Genomic DNA, 18,061 nt, shown 5'->3' on the forward strand with positions numbered 1-18,061 from the left:
GCACGAGATCCGTCAGCACCTGTTGAGCGCGGGCTCTCCCGCAAGGTAGCGGCGCACTTCCTCCGCCGCGAGGCCCGCGGCATAGCTCACCGTCTTCACCGAGGCGCCCGCGATGTGCGGCGTCAGCGTGACGTTGGGCAGCTTGAGGAAGCGGTTGTCCGGCGGCACGGGCTCCACGTCGAAGGTCTCGAGCATGGCGCCCTTCAGCTTGTTCGTTACCAGCGCCTCATAAAGGTCGTCGTAATTCACCAGCGGCCCGCGTGCGGTGTTGATGAGATAGGCGCCGTCCTTCATCCGGGCGAGCGTGTCCTTGTTGATCATCTTCGTCGTTTCCGCCGTCACGCGCGGGTGCAGCGACATGACGTCCGCCTCCTCGAGGATGCGGTCCAGCGAGCACTGTATCACGCCGTCGTTGAGGTCATCCGCACTGAGCTGTACGTAAGGGTCGCTCACCAGGATGCGGCATCCGAAGGCCTTCAAGAGCTTCACCACGCGGCGGCCCACCTCGCCATAGCCAATCAGGCCCACCGTCATCTCGGAGAGTTCCTGGCCCGTGAGGTCGGCGCGGTAAAGATCGCCCCGCCACTCGCCGCGGCGCAGCGCGTCATGGCCCTGGGTGATCTTGCGCGTTTCGGCGAGAATGGCGCCGATGGTGAACTCGGCGACGGCCGAGGCATTGCGGCCCGGCGTGTTCACAACCTTGATGCCGCGCTCACGCGCTGCCTTCATGTCGATGTTGACGGGCCCGCCGCGCGACACGGCGACGAACTTGAGCTTGGGCAGCCGGTCCATGATGGAGGCCGAAAGCGGAGCGAGTTGCGTGACCAGAATCTCGGCGTCGCCCGTCAGCTCCACCACCTGGTCGGCCGAACCCATGTATTCCTTGAGGCCGTCCATGCCCTGAACCGCATAGCCATGTTCCATCGGCTCGTCCGGCCAGGGCATGTCATGGGTGCGGATGTCGAGGTCGAACAGGCGGCAGCGTTCGCGCAGCGCCGCCTCGAACATGGAGGAAAGCATGAAGCGGTCACCGATGACGGAGATCTTAGGACGCACGATTGGCCACCATCTCGCGCCAGATCGGGCGCATTTTTTCGCGGGTTTGCTTGTAGATGCCAAACGCGCCGTCATAGCGGCCGGTCAGCGACGGATCAGGCGCCGTGGACGACCCGAGAAGCGGGGTCACCCATTCCGCCACGCAGGCATCCATGTCGGGGTAGAGCTTCTGCTGCACGGCGGCCATCATGGCGGCACCTGCCGCACCGGCCTCCTCGCGCTGCACGGTGCGCACGGGTGCCTTCAGCACGCTGGCCAGAATGACCCGCAGCGCGTGTGAGCGCGCCGCCCCGCCAGTGACGCGCACTTCGCGCGGGATTTCGCCCATCGCCGAATAGCAATCGCGCGAGGCAAAGCACAGACCCTCGAACACGGCCCGCATCATGTCGGCAAAGCCCATGCCGAGTTCCAGCCCGGTGAACATGGCGCGCGCCGCAGGTTCCATCACGGGCCCTCGTTCGCCCGCCTGCGAGATATAGGGGTGGAAGATCGCGCGCGCCGGCTCGGCCTGCAGGATGCGCGCATCGAGGCCCTTCAGCAGGTCGGCCCTGGTGCTCTCCACGCCTTGGGAAGCCAATACGTCGAGGCCCAAGTCCAGCAGCCAGTCGATGTTGAGGGTCGATGCCATGTTGGACTGGATCTGCGCATACATGCCCGGCACCGGGAAGCACATGGTGTAGCCCGACAGCTCGCTGTTGAGCTTCACATGCGCAGCGCTCGGCGCGATCTTCATGTGCATGCCGGTGGATCCGACGATGGTGCAGCCGGTCTCGCCCTTGGGATCATAGAGTCCGCCGCCAAGTCCGGTGCACAGCACGTCGACATAGCCGAGCGTGATCGGCGTGCCCGGCTTGAGGCCGGTGAGCGCTGCCGCTTCCGGCGTGAGGCCTCCTGCAACTTGCGTGCCTTCGACGATCTCCGGCAGAAGCGACTTCGTATCGGGTATGCCGAGCACGTCGAGGACCTCGGGCGCGTAGGTGCGCGTGGCATATTGGCCGAAGGTGAAGTTGGCCTCCGATGGATCGGTGCGGCGTTCGCCCGTCAGCTTGAAATAGAGCCAGTCCTTGCAGTGGAAGCCGGTTGTGGCGCGGGCCAGCAGGTCGGGGCGGTTCCTCGTCATCCACACAAGCTGCATGCTCATCTGGCAGGCGTTCACGCCCGTGCCGGTGCGCTTGTAGTGTGCGGGGTAGTCGGCACTCGCCACGAAACCCTCGGTGATGGCGGCGGCGCGTGCGTCAAGCCACAGCCAGGCGGGTGCCACGGGCTCGCCCGCCTTGTCGATCAGCCACATGCCGTCACCCTGGCCTGTCACTGAAATGGCGATCAGGCGATCCTGCAGGTTCGGCACCTTTTCGGAGAGCTGCTTCAGCGTCGCGGCGGTGTCGGCCCAGGTACGGGCCATGTCCTGCTCGGCGCCGCCATCGGGGAAGGTCTGGTAGCGGTTGGGAATGGCGGCAGAGGCGATCTGCTCGCCCTTCGTGGTGAAGGCAATGGACTTGATGACCGAGGTGCCGGCATCGATGCCGATGAGCACGCCATCCTTCATGCGAGCGTGCCCCCATGTGCAATGGCATTGCCACTGGCCGGATCGAAGAGGTGCAGGTCACGCGCCGCCACGTTCAGAGATACGTCGCTGCCCGTGGCCCGTGATACGCGCTCCTGCGAGACGGAAACGACCGTGCGGCCCGCAACGTCGACAGCCACATGCGTCTGGTCGCCCAGCCACTGGCAGGCCATGACCTTGCCCTTCACCGGCCCGTCACCCAGCTGCAGCGCATGGGGGCGGATGCCGAGTGCAATGCGCGGCGTCTTCGCGAGAACTCCGCGCAGTGCGTCCGAGATGTCGGAGGCAGGGTAGGAGAGTGTCGTTCCGCCCTCGACCGTGAAGCTCACACGGTCGGCATTGGCACTCACATCGGCGGTGAACACGTTCATCGGCGGCTCGCCGATGAACGTGCCGGTGAACAGGTTGGCAGGCCGCGCCTTGAGTTCGGCTGGTGTTGCGTATTGCTGCAGAACGCCGCCTTCCATCACCGCGATGCGGTCGGCCAGTGCATTGGCCTCCGTCTGGTCATGAGTGACGAGAATGGTCGTGCAGTTGTGCTCGCGCAGGTAATGCTTGATGCGGCCGCGCAGGATGGCGCGCAGCTGCGGCTCGAGCTGGCCCATCGGCTCGTCGAGCAGGTAAAGCCCCGCATCGCGCACTAGCGCGCGGCCAAGGCTGGCGCGCTGTTGCTGGCCGCCGGACACGGAGGAGGGATATTTGTTCAGGATGTCGGCGATCTCCAGCATCTCCGCCATGTGCGTGACGCGCCTTTCCTGCTCCGCCTGCGGCAGCTTGGACGACTTGAGCGCAAAGGACATGTTCTCGCCGATGGTCAGCGGCGGGTAGAGCGAATAGGCCTCGAAGGCCATGGCCACGCCGCGCGCTGCCGGCGGCAGCGTGTGGATGGGTTTGCCACCCAGCGTGATCGCGCCATTGGAAACCTCCTCGAAGCCGGCGATCATGCGCAGCGTCGAGGTCTTGCCGCAGCCCGAAGAGCCAAGCAGCGCCACAATCTCACCGGGCTTCACCACAAGGTCCAGCGCCTTCACGGCATGCACGTCGCCCTTGCGGGAATGATAGATCTTGTCGACGCGGGTGATGTCGAGCTCAGCCATGGAGGCGCTCTCCGCTCTGGCGGTCAAAGATGTGGGTGCCGACCGCCGCGAAGCTGGCGCGCACCTTCGAGCCCGCGTCCGGAATGCTGGCGGCGCTCGACGGCAGTGAGGCCAGGAATTCCCAGCCATTGAGGGTCTGCAGCAGCAGCACCGTGCGTTCGTTGAGCGGCGTCACGGCGATCACCTCCGCCTCAACGCCCGCGGAACCGATCTCCACCGCCTCCGGACGCACGCCGAAGATCACCTCACGGCCACCGAATCCGCGATACCCATCCGCCACCGGAACCCGCGTACCGCCCAGCACCACATGGGTGCCGCCCTCGGTCTCGATCACCGTGTCGAACGTGTTGATCGAAGGATCGCCGAACAGCCGTGCCACGCCAAGCGTGGCGGGTCGCACGTAGATGTCCTCAGGCGTGGCCGTCTGCACGAAGGTGCCATTGGCGAGAACCGCGATGCGGTCCGCCAGCGCCATGGCCTCCTTGTAGTCCTGGGTCACGTAGAGAACCGTGGCGCCGGACTGGCGCAGCAGGCGCGGCAATTCAAGGCGCATCTCGAAACGCAGCTTGGCGTCGACGTTGCGCAGCGGGTCGTCCAGCAGCAGGATCTGCGGCTCGGCGGCCAGAGCGCGGGCGAGCGCGGTGCGCTGCTTCTGGCCGTTGGAAAGCTCGCGTGGGCTGTGGTTCAGCACATGGTCGATCTTGAGCAGCTTCGCCACCTTGGCGACACCTGCCTTCACCTTGCTCTCGTCCGCTCCTGCCGCGCGCAAGGGCGTGGCGATGTTCTCGGAGGCATTCATGTGCGGGAACAGCGCGAAGTTCTGGAATGCCATGCCCACGCCGCGGTGTTCGGGCGCGATGTCGGACACGTCATGCCCGCCAATCTCGATGGCACCCGCCGTCGGTTCCTCGACACCCGCGATCAGGCGCAGCAGGATGGTCTTGCCGGTGCCGGAGCCACCGAAGATCACCACGATCTCGCCGACGTCAGCCTCGAGGTTCAGCCCGTCGAAGACCTTGAAGGCGCCGTAGGACTTGGTCAGCGACTTGATTGCGAGCTGGCTCATCCCTTCACCGCACCCATGGACAGGCCCTCGACGAGGTAGCGCTGCGCATAAAGCGCAAGTGCCAGCGTGGGCGTGATCGAAATGATGATGGCCGCCGCGATCTGGCCATACTGGATGCCCGATGCCGTCACGAAGGCGAGTGCACCCACCGTCACCGGCTGCTTGTCGGCCGATGCCAGGATGAGCGCGAAGACGAAGTTGTTCCACGCGAAGATGAAGGCGAGCAGGCCCGCCGCGGCGATGCCGGGCTTGGCCAGCGGAATCGAGATCTTCAGGAAGGTCTTCCACCAGCTGTTGCCAGCGATGCGATAGGCGTATTCGATGTCCGGGCTGATGTCCTCGAAATAGCCTCGCACGATCCACAGGATGAGCGGCAGGCAGATCAGCTGATAGACCCAGATGAGCCCGATATAGGTGTTGGTCAGGCCCAGCGTCTTGAAATAAAGGCTCAAAGGCAGCAGCACCAGAAGTGCGGGCGCGAAGCGGAAGGACAGCAGCGTGAAGGCAATGTCCTCGCCCAGCCGGAACTTGAAGCGCGCGAAGGCATAGGCCGCAGGCACGCCCAGCACCAGCGAGAGGGCGACGGAACAGACTGACAGCAGCACCGAGTTGAACATGTTCTGCATGAAGTTCAGCTGCAGGCTGCCGGCCGCCGTGCGCAGCTGGCCGGTGATGAGTGCGGTGTAATTGTCGATGATCGGCGTGAAGGCGATCGAGGGTGGAATGCGCAGGATCGTCTCGTTCGTCTGGAGCGACATCAGGAAGATCCAGGCGATGGGGAACAGGAAGAAGACGAGCACCAGCGTGATCGCCACGCTGCGCAGGATTTTCTCGAGGCTTGATGAATGGTCCATGGTCAATGCGCTCCGTGGGCGCGTTCGCGCAGTTTCAGCCACTGCTTGATGAAGACGTTCGACAGGGCATAGGTGATGGCCCAGAGGATGACCATGAGGGCGGCGGAACGTCCCACATTGGTGGCCTGGAAGAAGTCGAGATAGGCCTGCACCTGGAACACCAGCAGCTTGTCGCCGGGCCCGCCTTGCGTCATCGCATAGATGATGTCGAACTGCTGGATCGAATCGAGCAGGCGGAACAGCGTCGCCGTGATGATGTAGGGCATCAGCATGGGCAGCGTGATGCGGAAGAACACGAAGCTGCGCGGCACGCCGTCGAGTGCCGCCGCCTCGAAGGGGGCTTTCGGCAACGAGCGCAGGCCTGCCAGCAGCAGGATCATGATGAAGGGCGTGTAGACCCACATGTCGACCAGCACGACGGTGAACAGGGCCGTATCGGGGTCAGACGCCCACTTGAAATCATGGATGCCGATGAGGGTGAGGAGATAGCTCAGCACACCGAAGTCCGGGTGCGTCATCAGCTTCCACATCAGCGCGGCGAGCGCGGGCGCCGTCATCAGCGGCAGGAGGAGCAGGATGGACGCGATGTTGTTGAAGCGCGAAGGGCGCTGCAGCAGCAGCGCAATGCACAGGCCCAGCAGCAGCTCGAGAACCACCGTCAGGAAGGCGTAGGTGAGCGAGATGTAGACGGTGTTCCAGAACTTCGGGTCGGTGAAGAAGTTGATGTAGTTCTGGAACCAGATGAAGCCCTTCATGGCGGGCAGGTTCATCCGGTAGCGCAGCATCGAGTAATAGACGGCGGTGAAGAAGGGAATGAGGATCCCGATGCACATGAGGAGTGCCGGAAGGGACAGGATATAAGGCAGGGCCCGGCGCATGAAGCGGCTCTGCTTCACGGGGGTGCGCATCTCTGTGGCGGCGGCTGTCATTCGGAGGCCCGGAATTCGACGGTGGGACGGTGGAGGAAAAGGCGCGCGGGTTGCCGCAGGGAGTCGGTGCCCCGCGCGCCAGTTCTGCTTACTTAGCCAAGGCCGGCTTCTGCCAGCTTCTTGTCCATTTCGGCGGCCATCGCGTCGAGGCCTTCATCGACGTTGATTTCCTTGGCCACCATCTTCTGCAGGTTCTCGGCCCACAGCGTCGTGAGGTCGAAGAACAGCGGCTGGGCGGTGAAGTAGATCTTCGCGCCCGGTGCGGAAACTTCGTACTGATTGAGGTAGCCCGGGTAGGACTTGTCGATGCGGGCGCGGAACTCGTCGTCCTTCCACACCGAGGCGCGGACGGGGTTGACGAAGTCCATCTTGCGGGCGCCGAACAGGTCATGCTCGGTGGAGGTCGCCCACTGCAGGAAGTACCAGGTGGCGTCCTTCTGGGTGCCGGCATTGTTCATGGCCAGCGACCAGATCCACACGTTGGGGGTGGGGGCAGCCGCTGCCGGGTTGGCCGCGAACGGCGCATAGCCCAGGTTGCCGGCTTCCTTGTTGTCGCCGCCGTTCATGAAGTAGCCGAGGATGTCGGCGTCGAAGATCATGGCGGAAGCGCCCGCACCGAGGTCGGTGCCGACCTGGTACCAGGTGTAGGTGGACCAGTTCTTCGGCCCTGAGTCCTGGATCATCTTGACCCAGTCCTTGTGGTAGGACTTGGAGCCAGCCGAGTTCATCGCGGCCTTCAGCTTGCCGTCGGCGACATTGAAGTCCTTTTCGCCGAAGTTGGCATAGCCCGAGAGGAAGCCCGGGTGGATGGTCGCCCAGCTGCGCGAACCGCGGACGCCGATGCCATACGGGCCACCGAGGTCCTTCGTGAGCTTCGCCGAGACTTCGATCATCTCGCCGATGTTCTTCGGGGGCTGCACGCCGACCTTGTCGAACATCTTCTTGTTGTAGGAGATGTTGTTGAGCTCGAAGCCCCACGGGATGCACCACTGCTTGGCATCCGCCGAACCCAGTTCGCCGCCCGGTACGCCGTTCCACGAGGTGGAGGCGCGAAGCCCCGGCAGCACGTCTTCCCAATTGTAGTTGGGGTTCGTCTTGGCCGGGTCCTTGATGTACTCGTTGAGGTCGGTGATCCAGCCGGCCGGACCATAGGTCCAGGTCATGTAGGCGCCGGTCATGAAGGCATCATACTCGGTCGAACCCGAGGAGAGTGCTGCCGTCACCTTGTCGAAGTAGACGTCCTCGGGGAAGATGTCCCACGAGATGTCCATGCCGGTCATGTCCTTGAAGGCCTGGATATTGGCGATCATGGCATCGGCATAAGGATGCTTGTTGAGCAGGAGCTTGAGCTTCGTGCCCTTGTACTTCATCCAGTCGAAGTCGGCAGCCATGGCGCGGGTCTGCGCCTGGGTCAGGAACACGCCGGCGGCCGAGGCCGAAAGGCCCAGCTTGGCGGCACCATTGATCACTTCGCGGCGGCTGATCTTCTTCGCCACGAAGGCGTCGAAGAGGCCTTTTTCTTTCTCGAACATTCCCATTCCTCCGTTGGTTTGTGGGGTCTTCTTGTTTAGCCCGGTGCGGGTTTTCCGTTCTTCTTGCCGGGCTCACGTCCCGGTTTCAGCGAGACGAGGCGCCTTGCGGTCGCCTCGTCGGTGATCAGGCCAAAAAGCAGTCCGTGCGCAAGAATGGCGCGGATGGCCCGAGTTTTCGATGTGCCGCCGGCAACGGCGACGATCCTGTGGCTCTTGAGGTCCGAAAAGCGCGGCGCCATGGCGCGCGCGGACACAGAATTCGGCAAATGCTCGCCATGTTCGTTGAAGAAATGACCGAGTATCTCGGCGCAGGCGCCGGTCTTCATCACCTCTTCAACGTCTTCCTCGTCCACCATGCCGGCGGTGGCGATGAAGCTCTTGCGGTCCACTTCGCCGATGCCGGCGATATAGAGTTCGGCCTCCCGCGCCATGGCGATGACGTCGGAGACGCCATATTGTGCCTCGAGCACCTGCCGGTCCTTTTCCGAGTTGGCGAAGAACGGCACCGGCATCACATAGGTTTCCGCTGCGGTGCGCTCGGCCAGGCGGTGGATCACGTCGAAGGGGCTGGCCGCAAAACGCCGCGTCAGGCCACCGAGCAGCGAGACGAATTTGGTGTCATTGGCTGCAACGCTCGGCATGAGGTCCACCGCAGTTGCCAGGGTGCGGCCATGGCCCATGCCGATCATGCGATACTTGGCCGATTCGATGAGGTTGCGCAGGTAGCGCGCCCCCGCCATGCCAAGCGTGCGCAGCGGCAGCGAGCCTTCATCGATGTTGGGCACCACCTCGCAGAAGGCGAGGCCATAGTCGGTCTTGAGCTTCTCCTCCAGCGCGATGCAGCCGGAGATCGGGCCTTCGACGAAAACGCGGATCAACCCGTCGGCCCGGGCCTTGGCGATGAGGCGGTGCGCCTTGGTGCTCTGCACGCCCAGAAGCTCGGCCACTTCGCCTTGCGTCTTGCCTCCAGCGAAGTGCAGCCACGCGGCGCGGGCCGCAAGGGCGGCCTCCTCGTCCACCTGAGGGGCTGGCTGGTGAAGCGTCAACGTCTTCCCATTTGCTTGTGAAAATTTTTTCTTGAGGTGCAATATTTTTCAGATAAGCTCTGGCGTCAACAGAATTCGATATTGCGCTGCAATATCAGCGGGCTCCGAAACATGGGATGTGCACGCGGAGCGCAGCCCGATTGCGGCCACACCCAAATCCATGTCCTATTGGGCAGCCCTTGCGAAGTTAGGATGCAACTGATGAAGACGCCGTGGATCGGCACCAGCTGGAAGATGAACAAGACGCGGAGCGAAGCCCGCGCCTTTGCCGAGGCGCTGAAGGCGTCACCCTTCGCGCAGACGGGCAGGGCGCAGCCCTTCGTCATTCCGCCCTTTCCCTACATCACTGAGGTCGCCGGCATCCTCTCCGGCACCCGCGTCAAGGTCGGGGCCCAGAACATGCACTGGGCGGACGGCGGTGCCTGGACGGGCGAAGTCTCAGCCCTGATGGTGAAGGACTGTGGTGCCACGCTGGTCGAACTCGGCCACAGCGAACGTCGCACGCATTTTGGCGAGACCGATGAGACGGTCTCGAAAAAGGTGACGGCAGCCGTGCAGCATGGGCTCATCGCGCTCGTCTGCATCGGCGACACGCGCAGCGAATATGAGGCGGGCGCCACGGCGGACGTGCTGGCGAAGCAGACGCGTTATGCCCTGCGTGACGTCGGCAAGCATGCGCCGGGCAAGGTCATCCTCGCCTATGAGCCGGTGTGGTCAATCGGGGAAGGCGGCATTCCGGCAGATCCCGATTTTGCCAACGCACAGCATGCGAAGCTGAAAGCCCTGACGGCGGAGATTGTGGGCCAGCCGCTGCCCATCCTCTATGGCGGCAGCGTCAATCCGCAGAATTGTTGCGATCTGGCCGCCATGTCGGATATTGACGGGCTCTTCATCGGAAGGTCCGCCTGGGACCCCGCCGGATTCATCGGCATCATCGACGCCGTCACAAAGAGATTGGGAGACAAGCCATGAAGATCGCCGTGGGCGCCGACAGCGCCGGAAAGCCCCTCCTCGATGTCATCGAGGCGCATCTGAAGTCAATGCCTGCGCACGAGATCACCAATCTCAGCCAGTCCGGCTATTATGCCGATCTCTCCGCCAACCTCGCCCACAAGGTGAAGGACGGCGAGTATGAGCGTGGCATCCTCATCTGCGGCACCGGCATCGGCGTCTGCATCTCGGCCAACAAGGTGCCGGGTATCCGCGCGGCCCTCACGCATGACACTTATTCGGCCGAACGTGCGGCAAAGTCCAACAACGCCCAGATCATCACCATGGGTGCCCGCGTCATCGGGCCGGAGCTGGCCAAGGCCATCGTGGATACGTGGCTGGCATCGGCGTTCGATCCCAAGGGTTCGTCGGCCGCCAATGTCGAAGCGATCAACAAGCTGGATGGTTCTTGCTGAACCCGAGCTGCTTCCTCACAACCACTATGGCCGGGCTTGTCCCGGCCATCTTCTTTGGCAGCGGGACAAGAGGATGCGCGGATCAAGTCCGCGCATGATGTAACTTGAGCAATGCCTGCCGCTTTAGAGCGACGTGAACCCGAAGCTCGATGCTGGCAGATCCAGGTAGTGCTTCAACTCCGCATCCAGCTTCATCAGCGAAATCGAGAACCCCGCCATCTCCTGCGAGGTGAGCCAAGAGCCCACAAGGCTGCGGTGCACCGTTATGCCCTCGCGCTCGAGAATCTGCCGCACCCGGCGATTGGCGATCAGCAGTTCGAACATCGTCGTGGAGCCAAGATTGTTGATGAGCAGCGCCACCTCATCACCCCGTGAATAGGGCAGGTCACGCAGGATTGGCGCCATCATCTGGTCGACGATGTCGTCCGCCGTCGTCATCTTCTGGCGCTTCACGCCCTTCTCGCCATGCGCGCCCATGCCGATCTCGATCTCGTCATCACCCAGCTCGAAGGTAGGCTTGCCCGATTCAGGAAGCGACCCGGGCGAAACGGCAACACCCATCGAGCGCGTGTTGGCCTCGGCCTTCGCCGCCACGCGTGCCACCTCGTTGAGGCTGTCCAGTTCCGCCGCGGCACCACCTGCGATCTTGATCACGAACACGTCGCCCGCAATGCCGCGCCGTTCATCGGGGCGATCAGGCGCGCCCACCGCCACGTCGTCGCGCACGCGAATGGTGCGGGTATCGATCCCCCCGGCGGCGAGGAACTCGGCCGCCATGTCGAAGTTCATGTTGTCGCCGGAATAATTGCCATAGACGAAGACCACGCCCTTGCCCCGGTTGATGGCGCGTGCCGTCTCGCAAATGGTCTGGGGTGAAGGCGAGGTGAAGACTTCACCCGCCGCTGCGCCATCCGCGAGGTTTCGGCCCAGGAAGCCGCCGAAAATAGGCTCATGCCCGCTGCCGCCGCCCACCAGCAGCGCCACCTTGCCGGCAGGAATCTCCTTCAGGAAGAAGGCGCCATGGCCCTCCACCTTGCTCACGCGCCCGTCATAGCCAAGCACCAGACCTTCCATCATCTCCTGCGTGGCGTGGCGCGGGTCGTTCAGGATCTTCTTTGGCGTCTTCATGTGTATCCCCCCGTATTTTCTCTCAACGTATTTCCACGAGGCATAACATGTGAGGACTGCCACTTGAAGCCGCCACGCTCGCAGCCCTATCCTTCGACCCATGACGCATGAAGACATCCGCGCCGCTGTCGCCAAGCTGTGTGAGGGCTACCCTGGCCCTTACTGGCGCGCGCTTGACCGCGAACGGGCCTACCCATCGGCGTTTGTGGCAGAGCTGACGCGTTCCGGCTTTCTGGCCGCGCTCATTCCGCAGGCCTATGGCGGCTCCGGCCTGCCGCTCAGTGCGGCGGCGTCCATCCTCGAGGAAATCCAGGCGGCGGGCTGCAATGGCGCAAGCTGCCATGCCCAGATGTATGTGATGGGCACGCTGCTTCGCCACGGCAGCGAGGAGCAGAAGCAGCGCTACCTCCCGCGCATCGCTTTGGGCGAGTTGCGGCTGCAGGCCTTCGGCGTGACGGAGCCTGACAGCGGCACCGATACCGCGTCGATCACCACCACCGCGCGTCGTGAGGGCAACCACTACATCATCCGCGGCCGCAAGATATGGACGAGCCGTGCCGAGCATTCCGATCTGATGATCGTCCTCACACGCACCTCGCCCGTTGCAGACGGCATGAAGCGCACGAGCGGACTGTCGGTCTTCCTGGTCGATCTGCATGAGGCCCGCACACACGGCCTCACCATTGATCCGATCCGCACCATGATGAACCATGCCGCCACCAGCATCGGGTTCGACGATGTACCCGTGCCAGCCGAGAGCCTCATCGGCAAGGAGGGCGAGGGATTCCGCTACATTCTCTCGGGCATGAATGCCGAGCGCATCCTGATTGCCGCTGAATGCGTGGGTGATGCGCGCTGGTTCATCGACAAGTCTTGTGGCTACGCGAAAGAGCGCGTGGTGTTCGGCCGCCCGATCGGCCAGAACCAGGGCATCCAGTTTCCCATTGCCCGCGCCTATGCCAACATGCGCGCAGCGGGCCTGATGGTGAATGAGGCGCTTCGCCGCTTCGAGGCGGATGAACCCTGCGGACCCGAGGCCAACATGGCGAAGATGCTTGCGGCGGACGCCAGCTTCGAGGCCGCCAATGCAGCGATCCAGACGCATGGTGGTTTTGGCTTCGCCGAGGACTTTGATATCGAGCGCAAGTTCCGCGAAACGCGGCTCTACCAGGTGGCGCCGATCTCCACCAATCTCATCCTGTCCTACCTTGCCGAGCATGTGCTCGGCCTTCCGAGGTCCTACTGATGCCCGATTTCAGCGATTGGATTGGCCGCAGCGTGACGCGCATCGACACCGTCACGCAGCGGCTGTTCGACAAATACAGCGCCACCATGGCACCATTTCTGTTCGAACCGGGTGATCGCATCGCGCCGCCGGGGCTTCACTTCGGCGTCGCACCCCCCACACCGGAAACGGATGAGACCGGCCCTGACGGTGCTGAACTCAAGGGGGTGTTCCTTCCACCCATTCCCCAGTCACGCCGCATGTGGGCGGGAGGATCCATCGAGACCCTGCGGCCGCTGCGCCACGGGGCGCTGGTGATCCGCACCTCCACCATCACCGATGTTCGCTTCAAGCAAGGCAGCGGCGGCGAGATGTGCCTCGTCTCGGTCGAGCACGACATTGCCGATGGCAACGGAACCGCAATCCGCGAACGGCAGGATTTGGTGTTCCGCGATCCGCCGTCCGAGGGCGTGCCGCCCGTAGGGCCAGACCAGAAGATCACGGCAGACTGGCAGGTGGATGCTTCGCCACTGCTGTTGTTCCGGTTCTCGGCCTTCACCTTCAACGGTCACCGCATCCATTACGATCTCAGCCACACCCGGGAAGAGGGCTATCCCGGACTGCTGGTGCACGGGCCGCTGCAGGCCGCCATGATGCTCAACCTGGCAGCCGACAAGCTCGGCTATGTGCCGCAGCGTTTTGATTATCGATGCCTTGCGCCTCTCTATTGCGGCGCCCGCTTCGGCGTCGCCTGGGATGCGGGTGTCCTGCGCGTCATCCGCAGCGATGGCGTCACAGCGGCGGAAGGCCAAGTTCGCGCTCGAGGAACAGGCTGAGCAGCACCGTCTTGGCATCGACGATGCGACCGTCCTGCACCATGCGGCGCATCTCGTCGAAGGGCATTTCCAGCACCTCGATGTCCTCGCCCTCATGGGCCTCGCCGCCGCCCGCGCCGATGCGTGCGGCGTGGTCGTAGTCTGCAATGAACAGGGAAAGCCTTTCCGTGACGGCGCCCGGCGACATGTAGACGGTCGTCATGAAGCGCAGGTTGGCCAGGCGGAAACCGAGCTCTTCTTCCGCCTCGCGCATGACGCATTGCGCCGGATCATCATCGTCCAGAAGCCCGGCACAGGCTTCGATGATGAAGCCGTCGTGGTCGTGAAGGTAGGCCGGAAGCCGGAATTGCCGCACCAGCAACACCGTGCCGCGCTGCGCGTCATAGGGCAGCACCGTGGCGCCATGCCCGTGGTCATGGACCTCGCGTTCGAGAACATCCTCGCGCCCGTCGCTGCGGGTGTAGCGGATCGTATAGCGGTCGAGCCGCGCCCAGCGGCGTGAAAGTGGCTCCACCTTCTCGATCACCACGCGGCGCTTCATGTCTCCCGCTCCTGCTTCACGGCTGTCAGGATGCCCTGCGCCAGTGGGCCCTCCGCCAGTGCCTCCACGGGCACGTGAACGCGCCGCCGCCAGTTCGGCCATTCGCGGTCGGTGCCGGGCACGTTGAGGGGGTCTGTCTCGCCCGCCAGGTCATCTGCCTGCACCAGCATGATCTGCGATGGCGTGCGCGCCACGAAGCCATGCGTTGCGGCGCTCGCCAGCAAGCTGTCATCGCCCGCATAGCCGGTGCGGTTGCCGAGAAGGCGATCCTCCTCGCCGCGCAATGCCGTCTGCTCGCTGGCCTGCACGCCCGAGATCTGGCCAATCGCCATCGCAATCTCGATGTCACGCCCCGCGCGCCAGCCCATGAAGGTCGGAAGGTCATGCGAGGCGAGGCACGCCAGCGCGTGCCTGGGGTAGTCATCGCCGGGCTTGAAGCCTATTCCCTCGCGCTCGAACCACAGCACGCGGTAGGAGAGGATGTGTGTCGCCGAGAGCTTGTCACGCAGTCCCTCCGGCACCGTGCCGAGGTCCTCTCCCACCACGAGGCACTGGTGGCGATGGCTTTCGATGGCCGTCACCGCGATCAGTGCGTCGAGCGGAAAGCGGACATAGGCGCCATGTCGGCCCTCGGCTCCTTGCGGAACCCAGAACTGCCGGGCAAATCCCAGCACATGGTCGATGCGCAGTGCCGCGGCGTGGCGCATGTTGGCGGCGATCACGCGGCGCATCGGCTCCATGCCCTGCGCGTCGAGGGCAATGGGCGAGAATGGCGGCAGGTTCCACACCTGCCCCGCCGCCGAGAACGGGTCGGGTGGCGCCCCGATCGACACGCCCGCGGCGAAGGCCGTGGGGTTGGCCTCGAGTTCGCCGCCGTCGAAGGCGCAACCCAGCGCGAGGTCGCCATAGAGGTTCCTGTGACCGGCGGCTTCCGCCAGCTGCCCGTCCGCGATCCATTGCAGGAAGGCACGATAGGCGATCCGGTCGGGCGAGGGCGCTTCGCCCATCCGCTCCGCCTCGAAGCGACCATGAGCGGCCAGCGGCGCACCGCCTGCGCGCATGAAGCTGTCGAGCGCCGGTGCTCGTCCCAGTTCGGCAAAGGCAGCTTCCAGCAATCGCGCCTTGGCCTGCCACACGGCGGGGTAGTCAACCAGCGGCAACCTATCGAGCTCTGCGAAAGCGGCGCGGGATCTTACCGCAAGTTCCGCCGTCCGCGGCAGCGGTTGCATTTTCAGCAACCTGTCGATGCTGATGTAGAGGGGATCAATATAGTGCCGGTCGGATGGTTGATAGGGGCTGGCCCGGCTGCGGTCAGACGGGAACAGGTGATGCAGCGGGTTCAGGCCCGCATAGTGCCCGCCGATGCCAGCGCTCAGGCCTGCAAGGCGGCGGAGCGTTTCGAGATCGCCAATCCCCTCGCTTCCCTCGTGGCGCAGCGCATAGAGATGCGAGGCCAGGCCAAACACCCGGTGCCCATCGGCGATCTCCTGTGGCAGGTGGCATGCGCCGGGGCTGGCGATTACGCTGCGTGGCTCATCGTCCCCGTCCCGCAGCCGGTAGCAGCCCGGCTCCAGGCGGGCGCGCGCGGGCGTGCCGGGTGCCACGTCGATCGTCTGTGTGCCACCTTGCTCATCTGCGATAACGATCCTGCGCCGGTGCGCAGCGGGCGGCAGAAGCATCGCCTCTTCGCCAGCCCGGACCACCAGCGGCTTCGGGCGTGACAGGGTGGCGTAGGCCTGTTCGATGTCGTGCGCGGTCGCGAAGCCAAGGCCGAGGGCGGTAAGCAGCGCACGCTGCGTGTCGAGGCTCACGCGATGATGCGTGCCGTCGACCTCCCACCACTCCGCCTCGATGCCGGCGGCGATGGCGAGCGCTTCGACGTCGTCATCCGCCACACCGGTCGTCGCGATGCGTTCCTCGGCGAAGACCGAGACGGACTGTGCGGGCAGTTCCTCGCCCTCGGCAGAGCAGAAGAGCCTTGACCAGCGGTGGCCGCCGCGTCTGGGCAGTGCCAGGCCACGCGCCGCGCCGCGGTTGAAGACCAGCGCCACACGCCTGGCACCTGCGACAAGCAGAAGGCCCAGCACCGAAGCCGCCGCGTCTTGCCAGCCCATCGGGCTGCCATCGGCGCCGAACCACTGTGCTGTGTGGTCCGTCAGGAACGCATCGCCCATGATCGGGCCCAGCGCGCGGCGCAGCTGCGCGAGCGCGGCGGTGAAGCCGATGAGCCGCTGGTCGGCCTTCGCCCAATCGAGCCACGTCGTCGCATTGTCCTGGGCATAGGCATTGTTGTTGCCGGATTGCGTGCGTCCGAACTCGTCGCCCGCCGTCAGCATTGGCGTGCCGCGGGAAAGGAACAGCGTGGCGAGCAGTGCCCTTGCATCACCGCCCGGCCATGTCGGCTCGTGCGCGTTGCCGTCGCGATTGTCCTCGCCATTGGCGGCGTTGTTCTTCGCGCCATAGGTCACCGCATCACGCAGCGTGAATCCATCATGCGCAGCGATGAAGTTGATGCCGGCGGATGGCGGGCGGTGCTGCCCGCCGAAGACGTCTGACGATCCCGCAATGCGCGTGGCGAAGGCGCCTGTCATGTGCGGCTCGCCACGCCAGAAGCGGCGCACCTCGTCGCGGTAGCGGTCGTTCCACTCCTGCCAGCGCGCCGGAAAATTCCCGAGCTGGTAGCCGCCCGGCCCCACGTCCCAGGGTTCCGCAATCATGATGAGGCGGGAGAGCAGGGGGTCCTGCTCGATGGCGCTGAGCAGCGGCGCATGCGGCGTGAAGCCCGTTGGCATCCTGCCCATCACGGTTGCAAGGTCGAAGCGGAAGCCGTCGATGCCGGTGCGCATCGCCCAGCTGCGCAAGGCATCCATCGCAAGCTGCAGCACCGCGGGCTCATCCAGCGCTAGCGTGTTGCCGCAGCCGGTATCGTTGATGAGTGTTGCCCCGTCACGGCGATAATACAGCGCCTCGTCGAGCCCGCGGAGCGACAGCGTGGTGCCATGAACGTCGCTCTCGCCCGTATGGTTCAGCACCACGTCGAGCACCACGCGGATCCCTGCTGCATGCAGCGCATCCACCGTGGCACGGATTTCCTCCAGCCCCCCCGGTGCCAGCCGCGGGTCAGGCGCCATGAAACTCACCGGATTATAGCCCCAGGCATTGGAAAGACCGACGGTCGGCAGGTGCCGCTCGTCGATCCACGCGGCAAGCGGCATCAGCTCAACCGTGTCGACGCCAAGTCGCTTGAAATGCTCGATGATCACCGGCTCGGCCAGTGCGGCCACCGTGCCGCGCTTCTCGGGTGGCACACCCGTGTGCAGCATGGTGAAGCCCTTGACCGGCACTTCATAGATGAACTGCGGCCGGTGCGGCGGCAGCGCCTGCGCGTCCACTGCAACATGTCCGGCAATGGCCTTCGGCACGCACAGCGAGGTCTCGGTGCCGCGCTGCATCAGTTCCGGCAGATGATGGAATGGCCCTGTGAGCTGCGTCGCATAAGGATCCAGCAGCAGTTTCTCAGGGTCGAAGCGCTGGCCATGCTCGGGCGACCACGGCCCCTCGGCGCGCAACCCGTAATGCATGCCCGCCACAAGACCGGGAACGAAGCCGTAATGCACATCGCCCAGCCGATGGTCCAGCGGAATGCGTGCCGTCTCCACTTCGCCGTCGAACAGCGAGACCAAAATGCGCGTGGCATGGCGCGACACCACGGCCACATTGGCGCCGTCGGCGGAAGGCGTGACGCCGAGTGGAAAGGGCAGGGCCCGTGCGGCGTCCACGC

15 protein-coding genes are annotated in these 18,061 nt (G+C 64.5%); 4 read left to right on the forward strand and 11 right to left on the reverse strand.

Annotation, left to right across the window (positions count from 1 at the left end; translation table 11 throughout):
• Positions 1 to 12: 12 nt before the first annotated feature.
• The 8 genes from WCJ41_RS02230 to WCJ41_RS02265 all read right to left on the reverse strand — a co-directional run bounded on the left by WCJ41_RS02230 (position 13) and on the right by WCJ41_RS02265 (position 9,144).
• Entirely contained in the window at positions 13 to 1,056 is a 1,044-nt protein-coding gene (locus tag WCJ41_RS02230; protein WP_336904192.1) for a 2-hydroxyacid dehydrogenase, read from the reverse strand.
• The gene (locus tag WCJ41_RS02235) at positions 1,046 to 2,602 is read right to left on the reverse strand and encodes an FGGY-family carbohydrate kinase (RefSeq protein WP_336904193.1); all 1,557 of its coding nucleotides are present in this window, start codon (positions 2,600 to 2,602) and stop codon (positions 1,046 to 1,048) included. Before WCJ41_RS02235 ends, WCJ41_RS02230 begins: the two co-directional genes overlap by 11 nt.
• The gene (locus WCJ41_RS02240; protein ID WP_336904194.1) at positions 2,599 to 3,717 is read right to left on the reverse strand and encodes an ABC transporter ATP-binding protein; all 1,119 of its coding nucleotides are present in this window, start codon (positions 3,715 to 3,717) and stop codon (positions 2,599 to 2,601) included. Before WCJ41_RS02240 ends, WCJ41_RS02235 begins: the two co-directional genes overlap by 4 nt.
• The gene (locus tag WCJ41_RS02245) at positions 3,710 to 4,783 is read right to left on the reverse strand and encodes an ABC transporter ATP-binding protein (RefSeq protein WP_336904195.1); all 1,074 of its coding nucleotides are present in this window, start codon (positions 4,781 to 4,783) and stop codon (positions 3,710 to 3,712) included. The genes WCJ41_RS02240 and WCJ41_RS02245 overlap by 8 nt, the downstream gene beginning before the upstream one ends.
• Positions 4,780 to 5,637: a carbohydrate ABC transporter permease gene (locus WCJ41_RS02250; RefSeq protein WP_336904196.1), complete on the reverse strand. Its 858-nt coding sequence runs from the start codon at positions 5,635 to 5,637 to the stop codon at positions 4,780 to 4,782. The genes WCJ41_RS02245 and WCJ41_RS02250 overlap by 4 nt, the downstream gene beginning before the upstream one ends.
• Positions 5,638 to 5,639: 2 nt before the next feature.
• Positions 5,640 to 6,545 carry a sugar ABC transporter permease gene (locus tag WCJ41_RS02255; protein ID WP_336904286.1) on the reverse strand — a complete coding sequence of 302 codons (906 nt, stop codon included), beginning with the start codon at positions 6,543 to 6,545 and terminating at the stop codon, positions 5,640 to 5,642.
• 113 nt (positions 6,546 to 6,658) lie between these two features.
• On the reverse strand, positions 6,659 to 8,098 hold the full coding sequence (locus tag WCJ41_RS02260) for an extracellular solute-binding protein (protein WP_336904197.1): 1,440 nt from the start codon (positions 8,096 to 8,098) through the stop codon (positions 6,659 to 6,661).
• A 35-nt stretch (positions 8,099 to 8,133) separates the two neighbouring features.
• Positions 8,134 to 9,144 (reverse strand): sugar-binding transcriptional regulator, encoded by a 1,011-nt coding sequence (locus tag WCJ41_RS02265; RefSeq protein WP_336904198.1) that lies wholly within the window; start codon positions 9,142 to 9,144, stop codon positions 8,134 to 8,136.
• Between the two features lie 201 nt (positions 9,145 to 9,345).
• Here WCJ41_RS02265 and WCJ41_RS02270 point away from each other — a divergent pair, with 201 nt between their 5' ends.
• Both WCJ41_RS02270 and WCJ41_RS02275 read left to right on the forward strand, forming a co-directional pair.
• The gene (locus WCJ41_RS02270; protein WP_336904199.1) at positions 9,346 to 10,116 is read left to right on the forward strand and encodes a triose-phosphate isomerase; all 771 of its coding nucleotides are present in this window, start codon (positions 9,346 to 9,348) and stop codon (positions 10,114 to 10,116) included.
• A complete protein-coding gene (locus WCJ41_RS02275; protein WP_336904200.1) occupies positions 10,113 to 10,550 on the forward strand; it encodes an RpiB/LacA/LacB family sugar-phosphate isomerase in 438 nt (145 codons plus the stop codon). The genes WCJ41_RS02270 and WCJ41_RS02275 overlap by 4 nt, the downstream gene beginning before the upstream one ends.
• A 123-nt stretch (positions 10,551 to 10,673) precedes the next feature.
• Here WCJ41_RS02275 and WCJ41_RS02280 read toward each other — a convergent pair whose 3' ends face one another.
• Entirely contained in the window at positions 10,674 to 11,678 is a 1,005-nt protein-coding gene (locus WCJ41_RS02280; protein ID WP_336904201.1) for a dihydroxyacetone kinase subunit DhaK, read from the reverse strand.
• A 100-nt stretch (positions 11,679 to 11,778) separates the two neighbouring features.
• Between WCJ41_RS02280 and WCJ41_RS02285 the strand changes: the two genes are divergently transcribed.
• The gene (locus tag WCJ41_RS02285) at positions 11,779 to 12,924 is read left to right on the forward strand and encodes an acyl-CoA dehydrogenase family protein (protein ID WP_336904202.1); all 1,146 of its coding nucleotides are present in this window, start codon (positions 11,779 to 11,781) and stop codon (positions 12,922 to 12,924) included.
• Complete coding sequence (locus tag WCJ41_RS02290; RefSeq protein WP_336904203.1) at positions 12,924 to 13,739, forward strand: MaoC family dehydratase N-terminal domain-containing protein; 816 nt, start codon at positions 12,924 to 12,926, stop codon at positions 13,737 to 13,739. Before WCJ41_RS02285 ends, WCJ41_RS02290 begins: the two co-directional genes overlap by 1 nt.
• Here the strand turns inward: WCJ41_RS02290 and WCJ41_RS02295 are convergent.
• Both WCJ41_RS02295 and glgX read right to left on the reverse strand, forming a co-directional pair.
• Positions 13,696 to 14,280 carry an NUDIX domain-containing protein gene (locus WCJ41_RS02295; RefSeq protein ID WP_336904204.1) on the reverse strand — a complete coding sequence of 195 codons (585 nt, stop codon included), beginning with the start codon at positions 14,278 to 14,280 and terminating at the stop codon, positions 13,696 to 13,698. The genes WCJ41_RS02290 and WCJ41_RS02295 overlap by 44 nt on opposite strands.
• A complete protein-coding gene (glgX, locus tag WCJ41_RS02300; protein WP_336904205.1) occupies positions 14,277 to 18,059 on the reverse strand; it encodes a glycogen debranching protein GlgX in 3,783 nt (1,260 codons plus the stop codon). The genes WCJ41_RS02295 and glgX overlap by 4 nt, the downstream gene beginning before the upstream one ends.
• Between the last annotated feature and the right edge of the window lie 2 nt (positions 18,060 to 18,061).

The sequence above is a fragment of the Aestuariivirga sp. genome (assembly GCF_037139295.1).
In the GTDB taxonomy this organism is placed as follows: Bacteria; Pseudomonadota; Alphaproteobacteria; order Rhizobiales; family Aestuariivirgaceae; genus Aestuariivirga.